Origin of the sequence: Paenibacillus sp. FSL E2-0177, assembly GCF_037992975.1 — a bacterium.
GTDB lineage: Bacteria > Bacillota > Bacilli > Paenibacillales > Paenibacillaceae > Paenibacillus_AQ > Paenibacillus_AQ odorifer.
Genome location: NZ_CP150307.1, coordinates 6,206,811 through 6,231,133, shown reverse-complemented (window position 1 = coordinate 6,231,133; position 24,323 = coordinate 6,206,811). Strand labels below are relative to the sequence as shown.

Sequence of the window (24,323 nt, the reverse complement as noted above, 5' to 3'; positions counted from 1 at the left end):
ACGCATCAACATCATTACAGAAAGGAGCAGACGAATGGGCGAAGGGGATATTGCGCAATTGGAGAAGCTGCTGCCGCTGGCAGATAAGTATGGGCTGGCTTATATTGTTGCTTTCATTTTGATGATCGTACTGATGGTGTTATTGCGTGCGATTGTCAAAGGGAACCTTGTACCGCGAGAAATGCTGGACCGGGCAGAGGAGGATCGGGATCGTCTGCAAGCGATTTTGGATAAGGAGCGCTCGGAGTTTATGCAGCCCACACTGGACGTCTTAAAGAAACTGAAGATTGACCATACGGAAGACAGGGGGAGTTAGGAATGCTGTCACAATGGATTCGGCGGCTGCTTCTCCCCCGGCATGTCGATAAAGAGATGGAGCTCCGCAGAGCCTCTACCAGCGTTACACTGACCATAAGTCATTATAAAAATGTCTCGCAGGAAATTCAGGAGGAGATTGATCGTAACCGGTTCGCCAAATATTTAGTTTATGATCGAGGGGATCATGATGCACATGATTGAATTTTTATTATTGGTGCTATATGGCACTACTACGGCCTGCGGAATATACATTATTCATCGCCACAGGCAATATTTTTACGAAAGATTCCAAAAAGGTGTGGTCAGCGTTTTTATGCTGGCTATGCTTTTTTTCTTATTGGCTTATACATTCAATATGCTTATCGTTCTACTATTCCGTTTGGCAGAATTACTAGGAGTGGACATGGCAACATGGCTGACTTGGCTTCATTATAGCTGGGCTATTGCCCAATTCGGTACAACTGGTGGAATTATCATATTAGCGATACTGACACGTTCCGGGAAATACGACCAATTTATTTATCTGAAAAAGATAGACAGAAAAGAGGAACATCATGCTGACATTAACTCAGGTGAAAAATAAATCAGCCCAACGCCTAACAGGCCTACATCCCGTAGTTCGTTCCGCTGCTACTGCGCTTATCGAGCGGTGTTACAAACTCAATATCTCCATTCTCATTACGCAGGGACTGCGCACGATAGCTGAACAGGATGCTTTATATGCACAAGGCCGCACCAAGCCCGGAGCAATTGTTACCAATGCACGTGGCGGATATAGCTATCACAATTTTGGATTGGCTGTAGATTTTGCTCTTTTGCTGCCGAATGGATCTAGTGTGTCTTGGGATATGTGCCGGGATGGTAATAACAACCAAATCGCAGATTGGCAGGAGGTTGTGAAGGAGGCAAAAGGGCTGGGCTTCGAGTGGGGAGGCGACTGGACAAGCTTCAAGGATTACCCCCATTTTCAAATGGCGTTTGGGTTAACACTCACACAGTTACGAGCAGGGACAAAGCCCTCAACATCTGCGGTGGAGTCAGCGTATAAGGTCATCAATCGGAAGGAGGAGGAAGAATTGAAGAGTGATGTTATTGCTGTCGTAAAGGTTAACGGGGTTAAGGTTGCAGATGGAGTGCTTGAAAAAGGCATCACCTACGTCCCTGTACGTGTTATTGCAGAAGCGCTGGGTGCTCAGGTAGGTTATGATTCTGCGACTCGAACGGTTGAGATTATAAGTAGCCACTAAGGAGGGAAAAGGATGGAAAATGGAACAATTTTAGATGATGTTATGGCATTCGCCTCTATATTAGCAGTATTCGTACTGGCACTGGTTCAGTTGGTCAAAAATAGTATCAACATCCCGCGTAATGCAGTCCCGATTATCGGACTATTGATAGGTTTGTTCATCGGCGTAGTAGCGTATCCTTTTACCGAACTAGATTTAGTGCTTCGCCTTTGGGCTGGGGGCCTTGCAGGTTTATCTGCGACGGGGTTGTTTGAGCTAGCTTTTAAGGATCGCCCGGGCACGACGAAAGGGTAAGTGGATAATAGGTACGAATTATAAAAAGGGCTGTTCCAAAAAGTCTGAAAAAGACCTAAGGAAGAGCCCCATTGTTTTTCTCATGATATTACATAAATAAGTTTCAGAACGAAAGCGTGCTGCCGGGTTGTAAAGAGTATAGTCCTGTGAAACCTTCTCCTTTTAATATAGAAGCTACTTGGTCGATATGTGGTTTGGGAGCATGGACGAGCACTGTCCGGTGGCTGGGAATCGTTTGGAGCATTTTGCGAATGTCCGGCAAGCCTTGATGGACTTTATAGCGGATAAGTGAGATTGTACAGCGTATGCTGCTAGATTCTCCGATCATAGCTTGCTTAAGAAGACGATGTCCAAAGCTTCCCGCAGCTAAATGTCCCGTAAAAATCACATGGTTGTCAGGAGAAACAGAGAGTTGATGGAAGTATTCTTGTGCTTTTGCCGACTGCATCATCCCGTCATCGGTGAATACGATAGCTCCCTTAAGATTCAACAGTGCCTTCGCACGTTCGTCCGAATTAGATACAACACACAAGTTTTTTCTGTTAAAAAGCGCATTTACGCGCTGAATAGCGTCCTCTTTCAGCCATTCCACCTTGTCGCTTAATGCTCGTAAAGGAGCGACGAGTGCTTCTTCAACGATCAATTGATGATCTGGAAAACATTCATTTGCCCATACGACCAATTCCTGGCTTCTGCCATGGATAGGCACAGGAAGGAGGACGGAGCCCCCTTTTTGCAAGGTATTGTGGATGGCTAGTTCTAATTGCTGTAATTTCACAAGCTGCTCATCAGGATCTGCCCCATAAGCGGCATCGATAATGGACAGATCAGCCACATTTTTAGCTTTGGCTTCCATAATTGCTGGGGTGTCTGCCGTGAGCAGCTGCGACTCCTCCGTATAATCCCCTGAGAAAAATACAGTTTTGTCCTCCCATTCTAGGCCCAGCCAAACCGAACCTGCTAAATGCCCGCTACGTCCCCATTGAACTCGAAGGTTAGGCGCAATCCTCAGCCAAGTTTGAGGGGAGACATGCTCCTCTAAATACTCGAATTGAATAGCTTCTTTATCCGTTTCCTCATAGGGGAGCGGGGCGGATTGAGCCGCCAAATATTTATCCCAGGCCTCGAAATAATCAGGAAGCTGTAATGAGGTGGATCTAGTAGTCCATACCTTCCCTCTGTATCCGTGTTTATAAAGTAAGGGCAGCGCTATGGAATGATCCTCATGAGCATGAGACAGAAATACTGCCTGCAAATGTGGAATAATATCCTTATCAAGTAGGGGGTATTCCCCTGGGCCTTCTTTTTTTACGCCACAATCGAGCAGGATGCCATTTCGTGAATCCTTGCCCTGCAAAAGATAGGAGGAACGGCCATGCTCTCCGGCCCCTCCCCAAATCGTTAGTCTGCTCATTGTTGTCTCCGCTTTCTATCTGGGCTTAAATATTCTAAGACTAATAGTAATAGGGTAGTGATGCCTACAGAGATTACAGCCATGGCCATCCCCATGGCTACCGCACCTTGTTCAAACTGGGCAAAAATATAGGTTGCCGAGGTCTGCATTGAAGGTGGCAGAATGAGTAATGAGGCTACCAGTTCCCGATTAGAAATGGTGAAAGTCATCATCCAGCCAGCCACCATCCCCGGAAGGATGAGGGGAAGCAGGATACGGCGGAACACATACAGCTTACTACCTCCGAATACTTGTCCCGCTTGCATCAGAGAGGAATCGATTTGCCCATAGCTTGCTTTTACATACTGAACAGTATAAGGAAGGAAAAGTACGACATAAGTCAGTACAACCATCCAGTAGGTATTATAGAGCGGGATAGGCATCCAGCGGGCATTCCACAGCAGAATTAGCCCTACTACAATTACAATTCCAGGGACTGTATTTGGAAGCAAGCTGAATAAATCTGTAATTTTCTGCTTGAATGTAGCCCCTTTTCCTACCGTTAAGGCAAACCAAGTCCCCAGAATAACAGCGATACTGGAAGCAACGATAGCTAATGTGAAGCTATTTAATAAGGCCTCAAGTCCTTGTGAGCCCGGGGATAACAGCTCTGCATAATGTTTTAAGGTTAAATTGCTCCAGGATACACCTTCTCCCCGAAGCTTCAATAATGAGGCTGTTATGATAGAGAAATAAGGAATGCCGATGGATGCCAGAAGCAACAGAAGAACATAACCCCAGCTAAGAAACCCTACGATGCCTGTACTCTTATAACGTTTAGTACGAGTTCCTTTTCCACCGATCAGACGGTAAGAGTAGCGGCTGCTAATTATAGACTGGATGTACCACATGACAAGACAAACTCCGAGTAGCAAGGAGGCTAGTGAAGTAGCCTTACCAAAATCAATCGGCCAACTGGAGATATATTTATGGATCTCAGAGGTCAGCACGTAAAAGCCGATCCTGCGGCCAAAGGTCGCAGGGGTACCGAATTCAGCAATGGTTTTGACGAAGATGAGCAGTGCTCCAAGCCCATAGCTAGAGAGCAGTAAAGGAATAATCACTCTTTTAAATCTGTAAAAGAAGGGGGCGCCGTGAACCGAGGCTGCTTCCTCCAGATTGCCCCCGATCTGCAAAAGCGCATTGCGCAGCAGCAAATACAAGAAAGGGAACAGATGAAGGCTCATGATCAGCACCATACCCCCATAACTAAAGAAATACGGTGTCAACACGGAGGAGGAGGGCAGAAACTGCTCCATATACCCACCCGTCTGCATAAACAACATCCAGCCCATAGAACCAATGTAAGGCGGCGTCATAAATGGAATTAACAGCACGACATCCAGCCAGTTGTGGCGCCCTAAGTCGGTTTTTGCCATAATCCAGGCTAGAGGCAGCGCAAACAACGTAGTTAGCAGAATAACGCTTACCCCAAGCCCGATAGAATTCAGCAGCACCTCTACTAGATCATTGCTCGCCATAATGGTTCGTAGTGGTGCGGCTATGTCGAGATGCCTCTCTGGATAAATACTGGTCCAGAAAATGAGCAGGAGTGGCAGCAGCACGAGCACGGTTAGTATAAATAAAGCCAGTCCACCGCTCACCCATTTAAATGAGCGCAAAGAGTTAGTATTCATTACGCTTATTTAAAAATTTGTGTGAAGGTCGAGGAAACTTCATCGCTGTGCTCATTCATCCATTCCCAATTCACATCAAATGTTTTGATTTCTTCAAGATTGGCACGATTTTCTGCCTTCACGTCAGTTCTGCCTGGCAGCAAATAGGCTTTGGCAACAAGGGCTTGCGCTTCATCGGAGAGCAGGTAGTCGATAAAAGCCTTAGCGTTATCTACATTTGGGCTTGTCTTAATGATCGCAGCCGGACGAGGGCTGATTACAGTTCCTTCAGCAGGATAGACGATATCCACAGGTTCTCCGTCAGCTTTTGCTTTATAAGCCATGTAATCTACGCCAGCAGCAACGACGGATTTAGCACCGGTAATCACCGGATCAAGTGCCTCTTGATTGGCGCCTGCCATAGCTACTTCATTGCTTTTATATTGTTTAAAAAGTTCCCAGCCACTGTCCCCCTTAGCACTTAAATACCCAGTCATGAAATCAAGAGCCGAGCCGGAAAGTGAAGGATCAGGGATATTGACTGCACCCTTCCATTCCGCTTTGCTGAGGTCATCCCAGGAGGTCGGCGGTGAGCTTACTTTTTTTGTATTGTAGACAATACCGAGTGCGGATGCACTGTAACTGAAATAGTTACCTTCATCTATATCTGACCAATCGCTAACCAGCTTGTCTGCATTAATCGCTTCTTTATATGGAAGTAATAATCCGTCGTTTTTCATTCCTTGCATGGACGGAAGAGAGGCGAGGACAACAACATCAACGACCGGGTTGGATTTTTCTGCTTCCATGCGGGCAAGTATTTTTCCTGTAGTGCCTTGGAACATTTCAACCTTAACGCCAGTTTTGGCTTCAAAGCCGTCTTTGATTTTATTGGCTAAACCTTCAGGGCCTGCACTGTAAACGACAAGATTGCCGCTTAGTGTCTTTTCTGTTGGTTGTGGGGCTTCAGTTTGCGTCGCCGCCGCAGTATCGGTTTGGTTGTTGCTTGCGTTAGCCGCAGGGGTGTTCGAGGAGCCGCAGCCCACTAAAGTAATACCAAGTGCAGTTGTTAGAAGAAGTGAACTTAACCCTTTTGTCTTTTTCATTTGATTCAATGTTATTGCCTCCCTAATATTGTTGTGTGCATCTTGCTGCATGGAACAGCATCATATAGAGCCATTCCATGCAGTGGACGCTTAATTCAGATGATGGATTTGGTGCTCTGAAGCGTACAGCTGAATCTTTTCCCCTACAGGTAGGCGCCGCTCATGATAAGCGGTCCAAGTCCCATTGTGCTCCATGTCCAGAATGATCTCATAGCGATCCCCCATATAACTCACATGCTGAATAGTCCCTGTAAAAGGAAGAGAGGAAGCATTCTCCTGAGACCAGCGTAAATGTTCTGGACGCAGCATCTGTTTATCCGGAACGATCCAGTTGGATTTACCAATAAAGTGGGCTACAAAAGGATGACTCGGTTTACGATAAATGTCCTCAGGAGATCCACTTTGTAAAATAGTACCACCTTGCATTACAACTACTTCATCTGACATAGACATCGCTTCGGTTTGATCATGCGTCACATACAGGGCTGTAATGCCCATGTTTTTTACCAAGGAGATTAACTCCAGCCTCATTTCATCTCGCAAGACCGCATCCAGCGCACTTAAGGGCTCATCGAATAATACAAGCTGAGGGCGCATGACTACGGCTCTGGCAAAAGCAACCCGCTGCTGTTGTCCACCAGACAACTGATGTGGAAAACGCAGCTCCAGCCCCTCCAGCTTGACCGATCGAAGCGCCTCCTGCACCCGAACCCGTAAATTCTTTTTTTGTTTGGAAGCTCGAAGGCCGAAGGCTACATTCTCGAACACAGTCAGATGCGGCCAGAGGGCGAAATCTTGAAAAACCATGCCAAAGTTACGGCGATGAATGGGGTGGCTAATTCTTTTGCTGCCTGAAAAAATAAACTCATCATCGATCAGAATTTCTCCTGCATCCGGTGTTTCCAGCCCAGCAATCAGACGGAGTAGTGTCGTCTTTCCACAACCTGAAGGACCGAGTAATGTCGTAAAGCTTCCAGCGGGAATCTTCAGATCTGCAGCTTTCAAGGCATGCACATCTCCGAATTTCTTTTCCAATCTGTGGATTGTAATTTCCTTCATTCTATCTACCTGCCTGTTCTTAAGCTTGTTCTTAGTGTAAAGGTAAAGAATTCCCGCTATATTTGCTGAATGTAACTGTGATATTAACTTTTTTGCCGATTTATTTTAACATTCATAGAATTCTTCTATGTTACCGTTTAGGAAAAGGCGAGGGAGTGGAAGAGAATGAACCTTAATCTAATGAAGCTGGAAATTGTAGAACTGCTGAATAAACATAAGAAAATTACCACGGTCGCAGATAAACTCGGACTAAAGCAGCCCACCGTTACGTATCATTTGAAGAATTTAGAGCAGCAATTGGGGGAGAAGTTATTTGAATCCAGAATGGATAAAATGATTCTTACGGAGAGTGGCAAAGCTTTTCTTCATTATGCGATCAAAATCAATGCGCTTGCTGCGGAAGCGGAGCGGGTGGTAAAAGAGTTCAGTCAGGCAGGTCGGGGGACGCTGAAAATTGGCGCCAGTTATGTTCCAGCTACTTATATTCTTCCACAAATATTGGGGCAGTTTGGCGAACAGCATCCGGGGATTACCATTTCTTTATCGGTTAAGCCTTCACCGGTGATCAAAGAAATGCTTGCCAGCCATGAGATTGATCTTGGTATTTTGTCTACGGAATCTTTTTATCTGCCTGATCTGCATACTCAAGCCTTATGTGAGGATGAGCTTGTCCTTGTTTTTGCACCTACACATGATTTTGCCGGATTTTCTAATTTAAACTCGGCGATGATTGCTTCAGCCAGCTTTATTTTACATGACAAGGAATCAAGCACACGCCAGTTGACGGATAAATGGTTTGAACGAGAGGGAAAAGAATCAAAACCGCATATTTTACTCGATTCACTGGAGGCAATTAAGCAATCGCTCATGAGTGGACAACATGTTTCATTTATTTCACGCCTTGCTGTGGAGGACGAGGTAGCCAGAGGAAGATTGCTAATGCGAGCCATTCCGGATTATAATTTTGAAAGACATATTTATTATTCATATAACCGTGATCGCCATTATTCTCCTTTAATTGGGCTGTTCATTGACCAGCTCCGCACAATCCGAATATAAGCATACATAGAGAATATACGATAGAGCCATTATATATATGAAAGAATACATAAAATATAAGGACTGTATAAATTCAGAAATTGGTGTATAATCTTAGGTGCTGTGTCGCTTTACAGCACAAAAAAGTTGCAGATTTTCAAACGGTTTTATTGTATGATATGAGGAAGCTTTAATAGACGATATTTAGACAGACAAACTTAACACATTGATCCGGAAGAGAATGGGGGGAGCAGCATGACCGAACTTACGACTACCGTCAGCAAAAGCAACTCTAACAATCTGCTGCGACGGGACGTACGGTTCTTGGGGAACATTTTAGGAGAGGTCTTGGTTCACCAAGGCGGTAACGAACTGCTGGAGATCGTGGAGAAGATCCGCGAGACCAGTAAATCGCTACGCTCACTATTTTTACCTGAACTGCATAGTGAATTTAAGGAGTTAATCAATTCTTTGGATCCGGAGAACCGTCATCAGGTAATAAGAGCGTTCGCCATTTATTTTCAATTGGTGAATATTGCCGAACAGAACCACCGGATTCGCCGTAAACGTGACTATGAACGTTCAGCTGGGGAGACAGTACAACCCGGTTCTATAGAAAGCGCTATTCAAGAGCTTCGTGAACGTGATTTCTCTCATGAGGAAGTCAACGAGATTATTGAAGGATTGTCTCTGGAACTTGTAATGACGGCACATCCAACGGAAGCTATGCGCCGTGCGATTCTCGATATTCATAAACGGATATCCGATGATGTTATGGGTCTTGATAACCCTACCTTAACTTTCCGTGAACGTGAACAGCTTCGCGAGAAGTTATTGAATGAAGTGATTACGCTTTGGCAAACGGATGAGCTGCGTGACCGCAAGCCTACAGTACTCGATGAAGTGCGTAATGGAATGTATTATTTCCATGAGACGATTTTCCATGTATTGCCCGACGTGTATCAAGAGCTTGAACGCTGTCTGAGCAAATATTATCCAGGACAGAATTGGCATGTGCCAACCTACTTGCGTTTTGGATCATGGATTGGCGGAGACCGTGATGGTAACCCATCGGTAACCTCAACAGTCACTGCGCAGACTTTACGCATGCAGCGTAAGCTGGCCATTCGTGAATATCAGCGTATTATGCGTGAACTCATGAAATATCTAAGCTTTAGCACAAGTATTGTTAAAGTGACGCCTGAGCTCGTAGAATCCATCGAAGCTGATCGTCAGATCATTAACCTAGGCAAGATGGAAGAATGGCGCAATGACAATGAACCTTACCGTATTAAACTTAGCTACATGATCTCTAAGACACAAAATGTTTTGGATGATGAGAAAAAAGATACTCCTGAGCGTTATGCTACACCTGAGGAGTTCATAGATGATTTAAATGTCATTGACCGCAGTCTACGGCATCACTACGCCGACTATGTGGCCGATACTTATATTAAAAAGCTAATCCGCCAAGTGGAGCTGTTCGGATTCCATACGGCAACTCTTGACGTGCGTCAACACAGTCAAGAACATGAGAATGCCATGACAGAAATTTTGGCGAAGATGAACATTTCGCCGGATTACTCTAAGTTGACGGAGATCGAGAAGATTGATCTGCTGGAGAAATTGCTGAATGATCCGCGTCCGTTGACCTCTTCTTACCAGACGTATACTGAAAGTACAGAGGAGTGTCTGGCTGTTTACCGGACGATCTTCGCATCGCAGGAAGAGTACGGCAAACAATGTATCACCAGTTATCTGATCAGTATGGCTGAAGCTGCGAGTGACATTCTGGAGGTTATGGTCTTCGCCAAAGAGGTAGGACTATTCCGCAAGGATAACGACGGTACAGTTGTATGTACCCTGCAAGCTGTGCCACTTTTTGAAACGATTGATGACTTGCATGAAGCACCGCAAATTATGAACACACTGCTCAATATGCCGATCTACCGTGATGCGGTAAGAGCAATGAATGATTTGCAGGAAATCATGCTTGGATATTCAGATAGTAATAAAGATGGCGGCGTGGTTACTGCTAACTGGGAACTGCGTGTTGCCCTAAAAGAAATTACAGCGACAGCGGATAAGTTCGGAATCAAGCTGAAGTTCTTCCATGGTCGTGGTGGAGCGCTCGGCCGCGGGGGTATGCCACTTAACCGCAGTATTCTTGCTCAGCCTGCTTCGACAATTGGCGGCGGGATTAAGATTACCGAGCAGGGAGAAGTAATCTCCTCCCGTTACTCCATGCAAGGGATTGCTTACCGCAGTCTGGAGCAAGCGACATCTGCGCTTGTAACAGCAGCAATTAGTGCGAGAGTGCCACAAGCGGATCTTTATGAAGAGAAATGGGAAGAGATTGTTGCCCGTATTTCTGAGGTCTCGCTGAACAAGTATCAGGATTTGATCTTCCGTGATCCGGATTTCCTGACTTATTTCAAAGAATCAACACCTCTGCCTGAGGTTGGAGAGCTTAATATCGGTTCCCGTCCTTCCAAACGGAAGAATAGCGATCGTTTTGAAGATCTGCGTGCAATTCCTTGGGTATTTGCATGGACACAAAGCCGTTATTTGCTCCCAGCCTGGTACGCTGCTGGAACCGGACTGCAGAGTTTCTATGAGGGTAAGGAAGAGAATCTGAAGATAATGCAACATATGTATGAGAACTTCTCATTCTTTACTACACTGATAGATACGCTGCAAATGGCTATTTCAAAAGCGGACTTGATCATTGCTAAGGAATATGCCAGCATGGGCAAGAACGAGGAAGCACGTCAACGGATCTTTGGCCAGATTGAAGATGAATTTAATCTGACTTCTGAGCTAATCCTGAAGATTACAGGCCAGCAGGATATTCTGGATAACGTTCCTGTGATTCAAGAGTCGATCAGACTCCGCAATCCATACGTTGATCCGCTTAGCTATCTGCAGGTTCAATTGCTATCTGAGCTTAGAGCGCTCCGTGAAATTGATGGAGATGATAGCGAGCTGCTTCGCGAAGTATTGCTTACCATCAACGGCATTGCCGCCGGTCTTCGGAATACCGGCTGATATAGTCTTAACAACAAAAAGTCCGCCCTATTTGGGGCGGACTTTTTTTGCCTAATACAAGTTGTTGTGATCATAAACTGTATATTGCTGCTGTGAACTTTACTTGTTCCTAAATATTGGAGAGTCATACCCGATATTTCTCTATTACCCTACCCAAGTAACCGAGATGTAATCGGAGGTAATTAACGTGGCACTTATTACTTCGGTGATGGAGCAGCGTAGAGGATATTTGGAACTGTAGGAGCGCCAGCGTTCGCCTTTATCCTCAGATTTCGACCGCTATATGCGGTTTATAATCAGGAAATGTGAGGATAACAGCGACCGGAAGTCCAAATATTTCTCGGAGCTGCACTTAATCGCCTATACCAAGTTGTCCAGTTTTTAACTCAGTTTACATAGAAGGTTACAATACAATCCTTGATTTTTACACAAACTTGAATTACGATTTAATTGCTTGTACCGTGGATATTTGCGAAGAAATACCAAGGGCGGCAAGTCTGGGGGAGTTAACAGGTGGAGAATTTGGAAGGCAGATTGACAAAGCTCGCCTTGAAGGGCGACCAAAGGGCATTTGCCGAGCTTGTGGAACTATATAAAGACAAAATATATCATTTAGCTTACAGGATGTTGAACAATCGCCATGAGGCGGAGGATATTGTTCAGGAGACCTTTTTGCGTGTGTATAGGAATTTGGATCGTTATGATGATAAACAGAAGTTCTCCACATGGATTTACCGGATTGGAACGAACCTCTGTATTGATAGATTGCGTAAACGAAAACCAACCTATTCGCTGGATGCTGAAATGAACGATCAGGAGGGCCTTGATGGCTATTCGTTGATTCCGAGCGACAATGTGACACCTGAGACCGAACTATTGCTCTCTGAGACGCAGGGGCTAATCTATGAAGCGATTGACAGTCTGCCTGTGAAATACAGGTCGGTGATGATTCTGAGATACCTGCAGGATCTGTCCCTTCAGGAGATTAGTGATGTCCTGGATATGCCCGTGACCACGATTAAGACGCGTGTACATCGAGGCCGTGAATTTTTGCGTAAAAAATTAGGCCCAAAAATGTAAAAATAGATTTTATTTATGAAACATCTTTTCGAGAGCGACGTATGTAAGTTAAGCAAGTCTTATGTGTCCTGACCCTTTGTCTTAGGATAATTAAATAGCACTCATGAAAGGATTGGCTCCTATGGAATGCAAACTGGCCGTCTCTATGATGCATGACTACTTGGATGACGACTTGCCCGAACAGCAGCAGAGGGAATTGAAGGAGCATCTTCTATCCTGTCCAGATTGCCGTGCAAAGTTTAAAGAATTGGAACAGACAGATATGTTGATGTTCTCCCTAATGCATCAGAATCCTGTAGCTTCAGATGATCTTGTGAGCCGGATAATGAGTTCATTGCCAAAGACTAAGAAAGAAAAAGCCTTTATTACCTGGATCAAGAGGCACCCTGCACTTACAGCGGCATCTCTATTCCTTGTCGTTATGCTGATGAGCACCGTAACTTTTTGGAGTCCAGACAGACAACTTGTAGTTAGAGGTGTTGATTTGGATCAAGTGGTCATCAAAGGGGATACTGTAATTGTACCTTCCGGCAAAATAATTACCGGAGACCTTACCATAGAGAACGGTAAAGCACAGGTATATGGAGAAGTGAACGGCAACGTGACAGTCATTGACGGATCTCTATATCAGGCTTCAACAGCTCATATTTCTGGGCAAGTCAAAAGCATAGACCAGGCAGTAAGCTGGTTCTGGTATAAAGTGACGAACATGTTCTCTGAAGTTGCCTACCGTTAATGCGGGCAGTGGTTACCTTGAGCAGGAATATTAATTAGCGCCTCTTTTTCCGGAAAGATGGCGCTTTTTTGTTTCCTTAAATTGGGTGGTTTCGGAAAGGATTGAGGGACTAAACTTGCAACTGAAGCCCGAACGTTATAACCTAGATATGATACAGAGCTAACAGACATTTTACATAAACCCAGCTAATTTGAAATGACGGGGGTTTTAGGCAATGAGTTATTTTACTGAGCTAACATGGAAAGATTCCATTAAAGATATAATTGATATCCTAATCGTCAGTTACATTATTTATAAAGTGCTTAATATGGTACGCGGGACGCGGGCGATTCAGCTTTTAAAAGGGATACTGGTTCTGGTCTTGATTTGGGCGGTAAGCACAATCTTGGACTTGTATACACTTAAATGGCTAATGAATCAAATGTTTACTTTCGGGGTCTTAGCTGTCTTTATTATTTTTCAGCCGGAACTACGAAGGGGACTGGAGCAGCTTGGACGGGGCAGATTTTTCGGACGGGCTGGAGAAAGTGACGAAGAGATCAGTAAGTTAATCGGCGAAGTGATTAAAGCCGTGAATTATTTATCTCGCAGAAAAATAGGGGCGTTAATCGTTTTTGAGCGGGAGACGGGGCTAAACGAATATACAGAGTCAGGTATACCCATGCGTTCCCTGGTCAGCTCCGAATTGCTTATTAACATCTTCATTCCCAATACACCTTTGCATGACGGAGCCCTTATTATGCAGGGAAATCAGATTGCTGCGGCTGCTTGTTACTTGCCTTTGTCCGAGAATCCTTTTATCAGCAAAGAACTGGGAACCCGGCATCGGGCTGCTATAGGAATAAGTGAGGTTGCGGACTCGGTGTCTGTCATTGTCTCGGAGGAGACAGGGCAGATTTCCCTTGCCATCAATGGCCAGATCGTTAGAGACATTAAGGAAGAATCCATGATATCGAAGCTCCATCAAGAGCTTAGTGTAAGTTCATCGCTGAAGGAGAAGGGTTCAACTTTCTGGAAACGGAAGGGGGACAAGAATCATGGATAAGTGGATGAATAATAACAATTTCAATAAGATTCTGGCCCTTGTGTTTGGGATCATTTTGTTTACGATGGTTCATGTCGATACTGCGCCTTCTGGACAGACAACAGTGGATATTAAAACAAAAACTATTGAGAATGTGAAGATTGAAGTGACCGGCCTTGACGAGGACAAATATGTCCTTGAACCCTTGGCTGTCGATAGTGTCAGTCTGGAGGTAGCGGGTAAAAATTCCGATATCTCCTTTCAGTTCTCGGATGACTATAAAGTGATGCTTGATCTGAGTAAGGTTGAACCTGGGGACACCACGTTGCCACTTTACTATAAACTACCCAAAGGTGTATCTCTAGTAAGAATGAATCCTAAAGAGGTTACTGTACATGTAGAACCGCGAAACACGAAGTCTTTTCCCATAACATTGGTTACAAAGGGAAAACCTGCAGCGGGCTATCAAATAGGCACGCCTGTCTTGCAGCCTACAGATACTGTAAAAGTGACACTTGCGGATAATGAACTAAGCAAGGTAGCCAAGATACAAGGGACTATTGAGCTTAACGGTGAGAACGAAACCTTTGTAGAAAAAAAACTGAAGCTACACGCTTATGATAATAATGGAAATGAAATTAAAAATGCTGTAATTGAGCCTTCTACTGTATCTGTGGAATTGCCGATTACCTTACCTTTTAAGAGTGTGCCGCTGGAGATTGGCTTTACTGGGCAACTTCCAGATTCACTCGTATTATCCAAAGTGACTCCTGAGCAGGAAACGGTCGTAGTGTATGGACAAGCAGAGGCTTTAAAAGCTTTATCTGCTTATGAAGCTACAGTCGACCTTAGTGCAATAGATTCTGCGGGGACGAAACAAGTAAAGGTGGATCTGAAGGCACCGGCTGGAACGGAGAAAGTTATGCCAGAAGCTGTGAATGTTTCATTAACCATCTCAGAAATTGCTGAGCGGACGATTGAGGCGGTACCCATCAAGCTCCAAGGCGTGGGGGATGATTTGGAAGGAAGTATTGTTAATCCTTCAAGCAAGGAAATTGCGCTTACCTTAAAGGGTGCACCTGCTTTACTTGATCAACTTGATAAGAAAAATATAGGGGTTGTGGCTGATGTTAGCGGACTTTCAGCTGGAACTCACGAGGTTTCTTTGCGGGTATCATTACCCAAGTTCATCGCATTAGCCAATGCAGGGGTGCCACTTACTGTGACCGTGCAGCTGCTATCGCCTGCAGCACCAGTCCCTACGCCTCATCCGGATACGGGGGGTGTAACTACTCCTGAACCGAGTTCTGAACCTGTTATAGGCGATGTGGAACCTACGGAGAAGCCCACGCATAGTGGAGAGGCTGGTGGAGCAACACCAACGCCTGTCCCGACGGATAGCAATCCGGAGAATAACGGCACAGCTAACACAAGTACGAATTCCGAGAATCCTGTAGGTACAGGCGGGACGTAATCTTTTGAGCCCAGAGGTACACCAAAATAGTATGCAATTCATATGATAGTACATTAAGCTAACGTAGCGTATTCAAAGGAGAAAAATAATGGGGAAGTATTTTGGAACTGACGGTGTGCGGGGAGTAGCAAACCGTGAATTGACTGCAGAAATGGCTTATAGTATTGGCCGTTGTGGAGGATATGTACTAGCGGGTAACTTGGATAAACCGAAGGTTGTTATCGGAATGGATACACGTATTTCCGGTCCTTTATTGGAATCCGCGCTGATAGCGGGCTTATTGTCTATTGGAGCTGATGTAATCCGTATAGGCGTAGTGAGTACCCCTGCTGTTGCTTATATTACGAGATTGTTAAAAGCAGACGCAGGCGTCATGATTTCAGCTTCTCACAATCCTGTAGAGGATAACGGCATTAAGTTCTTTGGTGGGGATGGCTTCAAGCTTACAGATGAAACTGAACTGCGCATTGAAGAGCTTATGGATGCTGAGGTAGATGAATTGCCACGTCCTATCGGTTCGGGTTTAGGTATGGTTACCGTAGATAATGATGCTAAGTATCTTTATCTGGAGTATTTGAAAACTACCATTTCTCAGGACTTTAAGGGAATCAAGGTTGTACTGGACTGTGCGCATGGCGCAGCGTATGAGCTTGCTCCAAGACTGTTCAGAGAGCTTGGCGCTGAGGTTATTTCTATCGGGGCTGAGCCAGATGGATTGAATATTAATGATGGATTTGGTTCGACACATCCAGAGACTTTGCGTGAAGAAGTCTTGCGTCATGGAGCCGATTTGGGACTTGCTTTTGACGGAGATGCTGACCGCCTGATCGCTATTGATAATAACGGTGATGAAGTCGATGGCGACTTTATCCTTTGTATTTGTGGTGATGCCATGAACCGTGCAGGTAAGCTGAAGGATAGCACGATTGTATCAACCGTTATGAGTAACATCGGATTCTATAAAGCTACCGAGAAATTATCCCTGAATACTGCTAAGACAGCTGTAGGGGATCGTTATGTTATGGAAGAAATGCGTCGTGGGGGCTTTAATCTAGGCGGAGAACAGTCTGGACATGTTATTTTCCTGGATTACAATACAACTGGTGATGGTATTCTTACAGCTATTCAGCTGGTAGATACGCTTAAGGCTACAGGCAAACAGCTTAGCGAAGTTAAGAGTATGATGATTAAATACCCGCAGGTGCTGGTTAATGTTCGTGTACAGGATAAGACTAACTACCCTAATAACCCGGCTATAGAAGCGGCTATCGCTGAAGTTGAAGGTAAGCTAGGTGACAATGGCCGTGTGCTTGTACGTCCGTCAGGTACGGAATCTCTAATCCGCGTTATGGCAGAGGGACCAGATAAGTCAGACCTAGATCTTTATGTGAATCAAATTGTGGAAGTAGTTCAACGCGAATTGGTATAATCCATTACCTTAACTATAAGGCTGGTGCAGTGAGCGAGAGCGATTCGGACTCGTTGCACCAGTGTTATTTTATTTTAGGATTGGATCGTTTGAACTGCTTTTGTAAAATTTAGGTTGATGCGCCATTGCCAAAGTACAACAAGGTGCATATAATAGATTAAGTGTCATTCTAGAAGGAAAGCGGGGATTGTGAGGTTAGCAATAGCAAGCGCCAGAGCTTGGTCTAGCGCGGGGGAGAAGGGAAAGCTGCTTACTTGTTATGTAGGCTATGGCTTGAACGGATCACGGCAGACGTAAGCTGACGAGGTGGAGGTGTTCGAAATGTTCGGCGGGGACCTCCCGGTGATGCACCAGAGCCGTAAATGGATACGGAAAATGAAAGGGCGACCTTTCACACAACGTTTTCATGGGTGCAACAAATTATATTATTCATGTGTGCGCGCATCAGAAGGAAACACGTTATTTCTGCCACGGCAGAGGAGAAGGCTGTGCATTTCATGAACATTAGAATGTAAGTGACAGTTTATTTTGTTGATCCTAAAATACAACAGAATATTTGCTTTTTCTCAAAAACATGCCGCACGGCACGTTTCTTTCCTTATGCCGCCACATTACGATAACTCGGACGGGGGAAATTATAATGTGTGGTATTGTAGGATATATTGGTAATCAGAATTCGCAGGGGATCTTGGTTGAGGGTTTGAAGAAATTGGAATATCGTGGATATGATTCCGCTGGTATTGCTGTATTTACCCAAGAAGGACTGCAAGTAGTGAAAGCTCAAGGCCGTTTGGCGAATCTGCAGTCGAAGCTCGAAGACAGCCCGCTGGCAGGTAGCGCAGGTATCGGACACACACGCTGGGCGACTCACGGTAAACCATCCGATGAGAATTCACATCCACATACGGATAACAGCATGAAGTTCTCGGTAGTTCATAACGGTATTGTCGAAAACTATCTGGATCTGAAAGAAGAGCTGATCGCTGGCGGATGCCACTTTGTCTCTGAAACCGATACAGAAGTTATTTCACATCTGATTGCTCGCGAATATGACGGAGATATCGTGAAGGCTGTACAAAAAGCGATTACGTTCATGCGCGGTGCGTTTGCATTAGGCGTCCTGACTGAATATGAACCAGATAAACTGGTGGCTGTGCGTCAAGCTAGCCCGCTCATTATCGGTCTTGGCGAAGGAGAAAACTTTATCGGGTCAGATATTCCGGCACTGCTTGAATATACCCGTAACGTATATATTTTGAACGACGGTGAAATGGCTGTGCTGACAAGAGATGCTGTCGAATTGATGACGATTGAAGGCAATTTTATTTCTCGGGAAATGATTACTGTCGATTGGGATGCAGTTACCGCAGAAAAAGGCGGCTACGAGCATTTCATGCTGAAAGAAATACACGAGCAACCTAAGGCTTACCGCGACACCATGCGTGGTCGTATCAATGCCGAAGGCAACAAGGTTGTATTGCCTGAACTGAACATGACTGAAGAACAAATCAAGAACATCCGTAACATTCAAGTCGTTGCTTGCGGAACGGCATACAACGCAGGTGTGGTAGGACGTACTATGATCGAATCTTTGGTTCGTATTCCAGTTGAAAATGATATCGCTTCGGAATATCGTTACCGTTCACCAATCGTGACTCCAGAAACTTTGGTTATCGTAGTCAGCCAATCCGGTGAGACTGCAGATACTTTGGCAGCTCTGCGTGAAGCGCAAGCTAACGGGGCACACGTATTGGCGATCACTAACGTAGTGGGCAGCTCTATTGCTCGGGAAGCAAACGATGTGTTGGTAACCTTGGCGGGTCCGGAAATTGCAGTGGCTTCGACCAAAGCTTACACTTCACAATTGCTCGCATTTGGATTGTTTGCTCTTTACTTGGCTGAAGTTCGTGGTACACAAACCGAAGCACAAGTTACTAAGATTCTTGCAGCTATGCAATCTCTACCAGAGCAAGTAGAAGAGATCCTAGCTCAAAAAGAAGCGATCAAAGGTTATGCTGAACAAATTTCTGAGCACAAAAACTTGTTCTTCATCGGTCGCGGCGTAGACTACGCTGTTGCTCAAGAAGGATCCTTGAAGCTGAAAGAAATTTCTTATATTCACTCCGAAGCTTATGCTGCAGGTGAATTGAAACACGGTACATTGGCTCTGATCGAAGAAGGCGTTCCAGTTATTGCCCTGGCAACTCAGGAAGCTGTACTTGAGAAGACCGTCAGCAACATCAAAGAAGTGAAAGCTCGCGGCGCAGATGTGCTGGCAATCACGCACCAAGAGCATTTAACTGACCTGCTTAGATCAGTTGATCAAGTGTTCGTGATTCCTAAAACACTTCCAATGCTGACAGCAGCTTTGTCCGTAGTGCCTCTGCAATTATTGTCCTATTATGCTTCTCTTGCGCTGGGTCATGATGTGGATAAACCACGTAACTTGGCGAAGAGTGTTACTGTGGAGTAGAATTGGTGATGTAAAAGTACAGTTGTTTGACTAATTACATTAATGTGTTGTTCTAAACATTAAAGTATTGTTTTGAGTAACAAAATTGCAATAAAGTTGTGTTTTGAAAAGCTTAAGACAAAAATGAGCGTGGAACAGCAACACTGACATCTAGAGCCGTCCTGAAAATACAGGGCGGCTTTATCTTTTTTTTATATGGGGGAAGATGATCTCACAAGGCCGACTTAGTGAAATTGAGCAGGGAAAGACTAAACCCTCTGCCGAAACTCTAAAAGAATTAAGGAAAGAAATTAATGTTGATTTAAACTGGTTATTCGACGAGGATATTTAATTTTGTTAATATGTTGATGGAGTGCTACCCGCGTACGTTCTTTAATAGGTAATTGGAAATGGAATATAATGAGGAGGACGCAGCCCAAGCGAAGGCGCGGGAGCGTTCTTTTTATTAAACTAACGGGAGGATATCCCTCAATTCAATGTTTTAAGTACGGCAGCATAACGAAACAGTAGTTCATTAGCGTTCGAACCAAAACAGTGAGATACAGACAACTGAAGCACGGATGAGTCGGAACGAAACTATCATACGGACGAAGATCCTGTCAGGCAGCATATCTGACCTCCACCTCATGGACAGGTTGAATGAAGGAATGTGGGAGCTAGGCTGTGAGACTTGGGAGGGTTGACCTCCATGAGGAATGTGGAGATCCATAAGTGCAACCATACTTTTCCTAGATAACCACTTTCTTCAGGGTGTGGTTAAGGAAATGTTCTTTTGCGCTTTTCCTCATCCCAACATTTTCTTCGATTTCAACTTGATTCCACCATGAAGTCGTCTGCACTGAACGAATAAAATCAGAAACCTAAGATATTACGAGCATTCAAGAGAAAAGTGATTCCTCATAGAGGGAGAATAGTTTAACAAAGGACAGGATACCGAAGCACCTGTTCTTCAATAATTTCACCATACTTCGGCTACTCTTTGTAAGTGGATTGATCTGTGTCCATGTAGACTACACATTAAAAGACTTATTAGAACATAATATTACATAGAGGAGAATTGGAGATTATTGCGTAAGGAAATTAATATTATAGTAAACTGATGTTCACATGCACTTTAAAAGGTAGTATAATAAAATAAGGAAAATAATACATTTTTTAGTTTGATCTTTTCCTTTACGGACCTTATCCATTCGTTCAACATTTAAGTGAATATAATATTTTAAAGTAGGAAATAATTTATTGGTATAGAAAGGGCGGGATAATATGTTTAAAAAAATATATTTAATAGCCTTTGCAGTGACTATTATTTCAGGAGTGGCATTAATATCAAATTCAAAAGCAGACACCTATCCAGAAATGGAAACCGTAAATAAGACAGTTGAAAATCCTGTTAACACTAATTTTTCAACAAATAACGTAAAATCCGTAAAATCCGTAGAATCCGTAGAATCAGTAAAAAACGTAGAATCCGTAGAATCAAAAATCGCAAAAGGGTATTATAGTCAACTATATACACCTCATGGCATGTTCTTGCGAGCAGATAAACAAAGTATCTTTAAGGAATCGGAGATAGCAAGAAATTTAGATCAAATCGGGCCTAATACGAATCAACTAATTTTTGAAGGCGAGTTTTTTTTAAAAGTAGATGAATCAACATTTCTTAAATCGTATCCCAATTCGTTGATCTTAAATGAAACCTTAAATGAAACAGATGAAAACCCGATTAGACTGACGAGGCTTCATTAAGCTAACTGGCAGGATAGTTTGAATATCCAATATACGGTATTAGATTAATTATATCGATAGTAGTACTTTTTATATGCATCGGATACATTGAGTTCCAAAGGATGGTTCAAAACAGTCAAACAAAATCATGAAGGTATAAGCCGCTGTAATGCGGCTTATACCTTATTTTGATGGAATTCACTATCAAGCTTATATATTTTGGCCTTCGGGTACATCATAAGATAATCGATTTACGGGTCGGATCAACAACTTTATCAAGGTGATTTTCCATTACAAGACGGAGGGATATTTTATCGGTCATAGGCCGGTGGAAAGTCGAAGAGGTAGGACCAGAAGTTTCAAAAGTGAAACAGGGGTTATCCCTTTCAATATTGTATCTGACTTCATACGAGCTAATATTTAACTACTGGCTACTCAGAAAATTGTAAGGTAATATCGCCGTTATTTGTATAAGCAGATAATTTTTTTGAACCATTCTCTTTATTGGCAGGCAAATTGCTATCTCCTTTCTTTACCTTGCTTAAGATCGCGAAATCATCATATGACCCTAGAATAGAACCGCTAATATTTCCGTTTTTTGTTTCAAGGGTTATAGCCGTCCCTACATTCAATTTGTCCAGTTGGATATTTCCGTTATTTATGTTTACTTCCACTGTCCCTAAAAACACGATTGTTGGTAATACAATACTTTCATTTGATGTTTTTAAAGTCAAATTTTTTAAAGTTGCATCAGGTATCGATACCTGAATAGTTCTGGTTACTTGCGAACCTTTTCCTCCGATATAGTCGTTCCATTCCTTATTACTGTCACTTACCATTGACAGTTCTTTATCGTCAGATAGATCAATCTTGTAAAAATCTTTCTCACTTTCATAGTAAACAATATGAATTTGTTCATCTTTAGATTGGAGAATAGTTATTTTTTTGTCCTTTACATCAATTGTTAAGGTATCAATCTTTTGGGCAGGGATGATGTAATTTTTTTCCTCCATGGAAGTGGAGTGGGAGGAGCATCCTGCCAATGATATCAATAGTGTCACCAATATGCCTATAGTAGTTAGTAATTTTTTTGCAGTACTTTTCATTATAAAATGCTCCTTTGTTAAATCATTTTTCTTTTTAATATAGCCAGTCCTACGAATGCCAATCCTAAGCTTCTATGCAGAAAAATTGCGATATGCAACAAAGTATTAGAGTTGAACATAATGATCTTGAAAAGTCTACCCAAATATGTTGCAAGAGTTGGATCGGATCATTTTTGTATTTCGTTGCGTTTATCAGTCGCATATGTTTTAATCATCATAAACTTTTGTGTTACAAAAAGGTCAAGAGGGTAGATATGAACAACTATTTTACAATTAAGCAAGCAGCAGAAATCGTAGAGATGACCAGTGAGACCTTGCGGCACTATGATCGTATTGGATTAGTCAAGCCATGTCATAAAGATGAATTGTCGGGATATCGATACTATTCCGAGCAGGAGCTCGTAAAGCTGCAAACCATTGAACTGCTCAAAGCAATGGATCTTACTTTAATGGATATTAAAGATATATTGCAGCAGAATGATCTCTCTAAAGTAATTGAATTTCTAAAACAGGCAGAAAAAAGAGCAGACGATAAAATTGCTCGTCTGCAGTATGCAAAATCGAAAATTAAACGTGCCTATCTACATTATGAAAATAAGTTCCACAACGGTTATAGTCAAAGTGAAAATTACTTTATCAGAAACATAGAGGCAAGGGTAATTATGCTTTCGAATAAAATGGAAAGCCCCACACTAAAGAATTTATGGGACTATCACAGACATTTCTATCAACAAATTGAGACTTCTCTGCATTCACAATTTCTATTTGAAGATATGGCGGGAATGTTCACGAATGAAGGAATAACACGGTTATTTGCTGTTTGCTTAAAATATCCGTCTTTAGAGGGGTTGACTGTGCTACCAGAAGGGGACTATCTGTGTGCAAACTGTACCGAAGAGAATAAGAATGCTGTATTACAAAATTTACTTGAAAGGGCAAAGACGGAATACGATGTGTGTCCAGATTTTGTTCTTCATAACATTACTGTGACTGGAATATTGCAGTGGGATTATCAGATACAACTGTTCATTAAGAAACGCACATGTTAGATTAAATACAAAGGAAAAGGTTTAGGAAGAGAAAATCGTTTGATTAAAAGTCGCTAATTTAGCGGCTTTTTTTTTGATTAAGCAATCACGGTTCTTGCCCCAGGCTGAGGACAAGAACGTTATACTTCGCCGATTAGCTAAATAGATAACATTTAACTATAGTTCAATGTTATCTATTTAGCTAACTGGTAGATTAACGCTATAAGCCTCTTAGGAATAGTATGATTAAGTGAAAAAAGTATTCTAATGAATTCTCTAATGTGAATAAATACAAATTCCACTTCAGTTAATCCATTTTCTATACATATTTTTAATAGTATATTGAGGTAAATAAAGTGATTTTTTACTTTGATAAATCCGAAATTGCTTTGTCGGTATTATTTTATGGCTTCGTAAGGATTGCAAAACCAGCGAAATATGGGAGTTTAAAACAGATGTGTGCCGTAGTTAGTTTTATGAAAGGAAGGTATAGGGGTGAGTATTTATTACGCTTCAAGCAAAGAGGATATCACTAAGGATGCACTCCAAGAGTTATTTCTTTCGGTAGAATGGGAGTCTGGCAAGTATCCAAACGAGCTTTTACAAGCAATCGGAGGGTCTCATTCAATTGTTACCGCTTGGGAAGGAGGAAAGCTTGTCGGTTTAATAAATGCTTTGTCAGATGGTGTTTTAACGGTATATTTTCATTATATGCTTATTAATCCGAGTTATCAGAGTATAGGTATAGGTAAGGAAATGATGAATATAATGCTTGATAGATATAAAGGGTGTAAAACAAAGGTATTAATTTCTTATCCGCATGCAGTGGATTTTTATAATAAGTTTGGCTTTAATACAGAGGATGGAGCTACACCAATGTTTATCTCAGAGTTGATATGATTAAAATAACGGATCACGATAGTTTAATCGCAACAAGAAGGCAGCCGATCAGAGGATCAGCTGCCGTTTTTATTGAAGTAAAGGGGCAGGATAACTCAGTAATTTCGCGAATACTCAAAAGATGGAATTATCACAAAGCTCCCGAATAAGACGTTATAAGAAATCGGCG

At 43.0% G+C, this 24,323-nt stretch carries 21 protein-coding genes; 16 read left to right on the top strand and 5 right to left on the bottom strand.

The genetic code is table 11. The features are described from left to right. Positions 1 to 34 precede the first annotated feature (34 nt). Genes MHI25_RS27670 through MHI25_RS27650 form a run of 5 tightly spaced genes read left to right on the top strand, consistent with a single transcriptional unit; the run spans position 35 to position 1,859 of the window. Positions 35 to 316, top strand: a complete 282-nt coding sequence (locus MHI25_RS27670; RefSeq protein WP_036681272.1) for a hypothetical protein — start codon at positions 35 to 37, stop codon at positions 314 to 316. A 2-nt stretch (positions 317 to 318) separates the two neighbouring features. Then, positions 319 to 519: a hypothetical protein gene (locus tag MHI25_RS27665; protein ID WP_036681274.1), complete on the top strand. Its 201-nt coding sequence runs from the start codon at positions 319 to 321 to the stop codon at positions 517 to 519. Then, complete coding sequence (locus MHI25_RS27660) at positions 512 to 901, top strand: hypothetical protein (protein ID WP_076310313.1); 390 nt, start codon at positions 512 to 514, stop codon at positions 899 to 901. Before MHI25_RS27665 ends, MHI25_RS27660 begins: the two co-directional genes overlap by 8 nt. Then, positions 873 to 1,565, top strand: coding sequence for a M15 family metallopeptidase (locus tag MHI25_RS27655; RefSeq protein ID WP_076220614.1), 693 nt, complete (start codon positions 873 to 875; stop codon positions 1,563 to 1,565). Before MHI25_RS27660 ends, MHI25_RS27655 begins: the two co-directional genes overlap by 29 nt. Positions 1,566 to 1,577: 12 nt before the next feature. After that, entirely contained in the window at positions 1,578 to 1,859 is a 282-nt protein-coding gene (locus tag MHI25_RS27650; RefSeq protein WP_076220613.1) for a holin, read from the top strand. Positions 1,860 to 1,962: 103 nt separating this feature from the next. Here the strand turns inward: MHI25_RS27650 and MHI25_RS27645 are convergent, their stop codons facing one another. The 4 genes from MHI25_RS27645 to MHI25_RS27630 form a co-directional block, all read right to left on the bottom strand. Continuing rightward, positions 1,963 to 3,273: an MBL fold metallo-hydrolase gene (locus tag MHI25_RS27645; RefSeq protein WP_340394658.1), complete on the bottom strand. Its 1,311-nt coding sequence runs from the start codon at positions 3,271 to 3,273 to the stop codon at positions 1,963 to 1,965. After that, on the bottom strand, positions 3,270 to 4,949 hold the full coding sequence (locus MHI25_RS27640; RefSeq protein ID WP_340394657.1) for an iron ABC transporter permease: 1,680 nt from the start codon (positions 4,947 to 4,949) through the stop codon (positions 3,270 to 3,272). The genes MHI25_RS27645 and MHI25_RS27640 overlap by 4 nt, the downstream gene beginning before the upstream one ends. A gap of 5 nt (positions 4,950 to 4,954) precedes the next feature. Then, on the bottom strand, positions 4,955 to 6,034 hold the full coding sequence (locus MHI25_RS27635) for an ABC transporter substrate-binding protein (RefSeq protein ID WP_076307214.1): 1,080 nt from the start codon (positions 6,032 to 6,034) through the stop codon (positions 4,955 to 4,957). Positions 6,035 to 6,124: 90 nt separating this feature from the next. Continuing rightward, positions 6,125 to 7,093 carry an ABC transporter ATP-binding protein gene (locus MHI25_RS27630; protein WP_076219057.1) on the bottom strand — a complete coding sequence of 323 codons (969 nt, stop codon included), beginning with the start codon at positions 7,091 to 7,093 and terminating at the stop codon, positions 6,125 to 6,127. A 165-nt stretch (positions 7,094 to 7,258) separates the two neighbouring features. Between MHI25_RS27630 and MHI25_RS27625 the strand changes: the two genes are divergently transcribed. The 9 genes from MHI25_RS27625 to MHI25_RS27585 all read left to right on the top strand — a co-directional run bounded on the left by MHI25_RS27625 (position 7,259) and on the right by MHI25_RS27585 (position 21,141). After that, a complete protein-coding gene (locus tag MHI25_RS27625; RefSeq protein ID WP_076129777.1) occupies positions 7,259 to 8,152 on the top strand; it encodes a LysR family transcriptional regulator in 894 nt (297 codons plus the stop codon). A gap of 234 nt (positions 8,153 to 8,386) precedes the next feature. Beyond that, complete coding sequence (gene ppc, locus MHI25_RS27620; RefSeq protein WP_038573414.1) at positions 8,387 to 11,179, top strand: phosphoenolpyruvate carboxylase; 2,793 nt, start codon at positions 8,387 to 8,389, stop codon at positions 11,177 to 11,179. A gap of 513 nt (positions 11,180 to 11,692) precedes the next feature. Further along, positions 11,693 to 12,259, top strand: coding sequence for an RNA polymerase sigma factor SigW (gene sigW, locus MHI25_RS27615; RefSeq protein ID WP_036681288.1), 567 nt, complete (start codon positions 11,693 to 11,695; stop codon positions 12,257 to 12,259). A gap of 121 nt (positions 12,260 to 12,380) precedes the next feature. Further along, complete coding sequence (locus MHI25_RS27610) at positions 12,381 to 12,995, top strand: zf-HC2 domain-containing protein (RefSeq protein ID WP_036681404.1); 615 nt, start codon at positions 12,381 to 12,383, stop codon at positions 12,993 to 12,995. 214 nt (positions 12,996 to 13,209) lie between these two features. Continuing rightward, on the top strand, positions 13,210 to 14,040 hold the full coding sequence (gene cdaA / locus MHI25_RS27605) for a diadenylate cyclase CdaA (RefSeq protein ID WP_036681290.1): 831 nt from the start codon (positions 13,210 to 13,212) through the stop codon (positions 14,038 to 14,040). Beyond that, the gene (locus MHI25_RS27600; RefSeq protein WP_081386458.1) at positions 14,033 to 15,493 is read left to right on the top strand and encodes a CdaR family protein; all 1,461 of its coding nucleotides are present in this window, start codon (positions 14,033 to 14,035) and stop codon (positions 15,491 to 15,493) included. Before cdaA ends, MHI25_RS27600 begins: the two co-directional genes overlap by 8 nt. Before the next feature lie 88 nt (positions 15,494 to 15,581). Then, entirely contained in the window at positions 15,582 to 16,922 is a 1,341-nt protein-coding gene (gene glmM / locus MHI25_RS27595) for a phosphoglucosamine mutase (protein WP_340394656.1), read from the top strand. A 640-nt stretch (positions 16,923 to 17,562) separates the two neighbouring features. Then, a complete protein-coding gene (gene glmS / locus MHI25_RS27590; protein ID WP_340394655.1) occupies positions 17,563 to 19,395 on the top strand; it encodes a glutamine--fructose-6-phosphate transaminase (isomerizing) in 1,833 nt (610 codons plus the stop codon). 1,263 nt (positions 19,396 to 20,658) lie between these two features. Then, the gene (locus MHI25_RS27585) at positions 20,659 to 21,141 is read left to right on the top strand and encodes a hypothetical protein (protein WP_340394654.1); all 483 of its coding nucleotides are present in this window, start codon (positions 20,659 to 20,661) and stop codon (positions 21,139 to 21,141) included. Between the two features lie 410 nt (positions 21,142 to 21,551). On the opposite strand, the gene MHI25_RS27580 is transcribed toward MHI25_RS27585, so the two are convergent. Further along, positions 21,552 to 22,226, bottom strand: a complete 675-nt coding sequence (locus MHI25_RS27580) for a DUF4097 family beta strand repeat-containing protein (protein ID WP_076307194.1) — start codon at positions 22,224 to 22,226, stop codon at positions 21,552 to 21,554. Positions 22,227 to 22,480: 254 nt separating this feature from the next. Here MHI25_RS27580 and MHI25_RS27575 point away from each other — a divergent pair, with 254 nt between their 5' ends. Next, positions 22,481 to 23,275 carry a MerR family transcriptional regulator gene (locus MHI25_RS27575; RefSeq protein ID WP_076304933.1) on the top strand — a complete coding sequence of 265 codons (795 nt, stop codon included), beginning with the start codon at positions 22,481 to 22,483 and terminating at the stop codon, positions 23,273 to 23,275. Positions 23,276 to 23,749: 474 nt separating this feature from the next. Beyond that, positions 23,750 to 24,154: a GNAT family N-acetyltransferase gene (locus MHI25_RS27570; protein WP_038573410.1), complete on the top strand. Its 405-nt coding sequence runs from the start codon at positions 23,750 to 23,752 to the stop codon at positions 24,152 to 24,154. Positions 24,155 to 24,323 lie beyond the last annotated feature (169 nt).

What these genes read in the sequence shown, in the direction of transcription:
- MHI25_RS27610 (WP_036681404.1), top strand. Translation starts at nt 12,381, where the DNA reads ATGGAATGCAAACTGGCCGTCTCTATGATGCATGACTACTTGGATGAC.
- MHI25_RS27670 (WP_036681272.1), top strand. Translation starts at nt 35, where the DNA reads ATGGGCGAAGGGGATATTGCGCAATTGGAGAAGCTGCTGCCGCTGGCA.
- MHI25_RS27635 (WP_076307214.1), bottom strand. Translation starts at nt 6,034, where the DNA reads ATGAAAAAGACAAAAGGGTTAAGTTCACTTCTTCTAACAACTGCACTT.
- MHI25_RS27665 (WP_036681274.1), top strand. Translation starts at nt 319, where the DNA reads ATGCTGTCACAATGGATTCGGCGGCTGCTTCTCCCCCGGCATGTCGAT.
- MHI25_RS27650 (WP_076220613.1), top strand. Translation starts at nt 1,578, where the DNA reads ATGGAAAATGGAACAATTTTAGATGATGTTATGGCATTCGCCTCTATA.
- MHI25_RS27580 (WP_076307194.1), bottom strand. Translation starts at nt 22,226, where the DNA reads ATGAAAAGTACTGCAAAAAAATTACTAACTACTATAGGCATATTGGTG.
- cdaA (WP_036681290.1), top strand. Translation starts at nt 13,210, where the DNA reads ATGAGTTATTTTACTGAGCTAACATGGAAAGATTCCATTAAAGATATA.
- MHI25_RS27575 (WP_076304933.1), top strand. Translation starts at nt 22,481, where the DNA reads ATGAACAACTATTTTACAATTAAGCAAGCAGCAGAAATCGTAGAGATG.
- MHI25_RS27625 (WP_076129777.1), top strand. Translation starts at nt 7,259, where the DNA reads ATGAACCTTAATCTAATGAAGCTGGAAATTGTAGAACTGCTGAATAAA.
- MHI25_RS27655 (WP_076220614.1), top strand. Translation starts at nt 873, where the DNA reads ATGCTGACATTAACTCAGGTGAAAAATAAATCAGCCCAACGCCTAACA.
- MHI25_RS27645 (WP_340394658.1), bottom strand. Translation starts at nt 3,273, where the DNA reads ATGAGCAGACTAACGATTTGGGGAGGGGCCGGAGAGCATGGCCGTTCC.
- MHI25_RS27640 (WP_340394657.1), bottom strand. Translation starts at nt 4,949, where the DNA reads ATGAATACTAACTCTTTGCGCTCATTTAAATGGGTGAGCGGTGGACTG.
- MHI25_RS27600 (WP_081386458.1), top strand. Translation starts at nt 14,033, where the DNA reads ATGGATAAGTGGATGAATAATAACAATTTCAATAAGATTCTGGCCCTT.
- MHI25_RS27660 (WP_076310313.1), top strand. Translation starts at nt 512, where the DNA reads ATGATTGAATTTTTATTATTGGTGCTATATGGCACTACTACGGCCTGC.
- MHI25_RS27630 (WP_076219057.1), bottom strand. Translation starts at nt 7,093, where the DNA reads ATGAAGGAAATTACAATCCACAGATTGGAAAAGAAATTCGGAGATGTG.
- ppc (WP_038573414.1), top strand. Translation starts at nt 8,387, where the DNA reads ATGACCGAACTTACGACTACCGTCAGCAAAAGCAACTCTAACAATCTG.
- glmS (WP_340394655.1), top strand. Translation starts at nt 17,563, where the DNA reads ATGTGTGGTATTGTAGGATATATTGGTAATCAGAATTCGCAGGGGATC.
- MHI25_RS27585 (WP_340394654.1), top strand. Translation starts at nt 20,659, where the DNA reads ATGTTTAAAAAAATATATTTAATAGCCTTTGCAGTGACTATTATTTCA.
- glmM (WP_340394656.1), top strand. Translation starts at nt 15,582, where the DNA reads ATGGGGAAGTATTTTGGAACTGACGGTGTGCGGGGAGTAGCAAACCGT.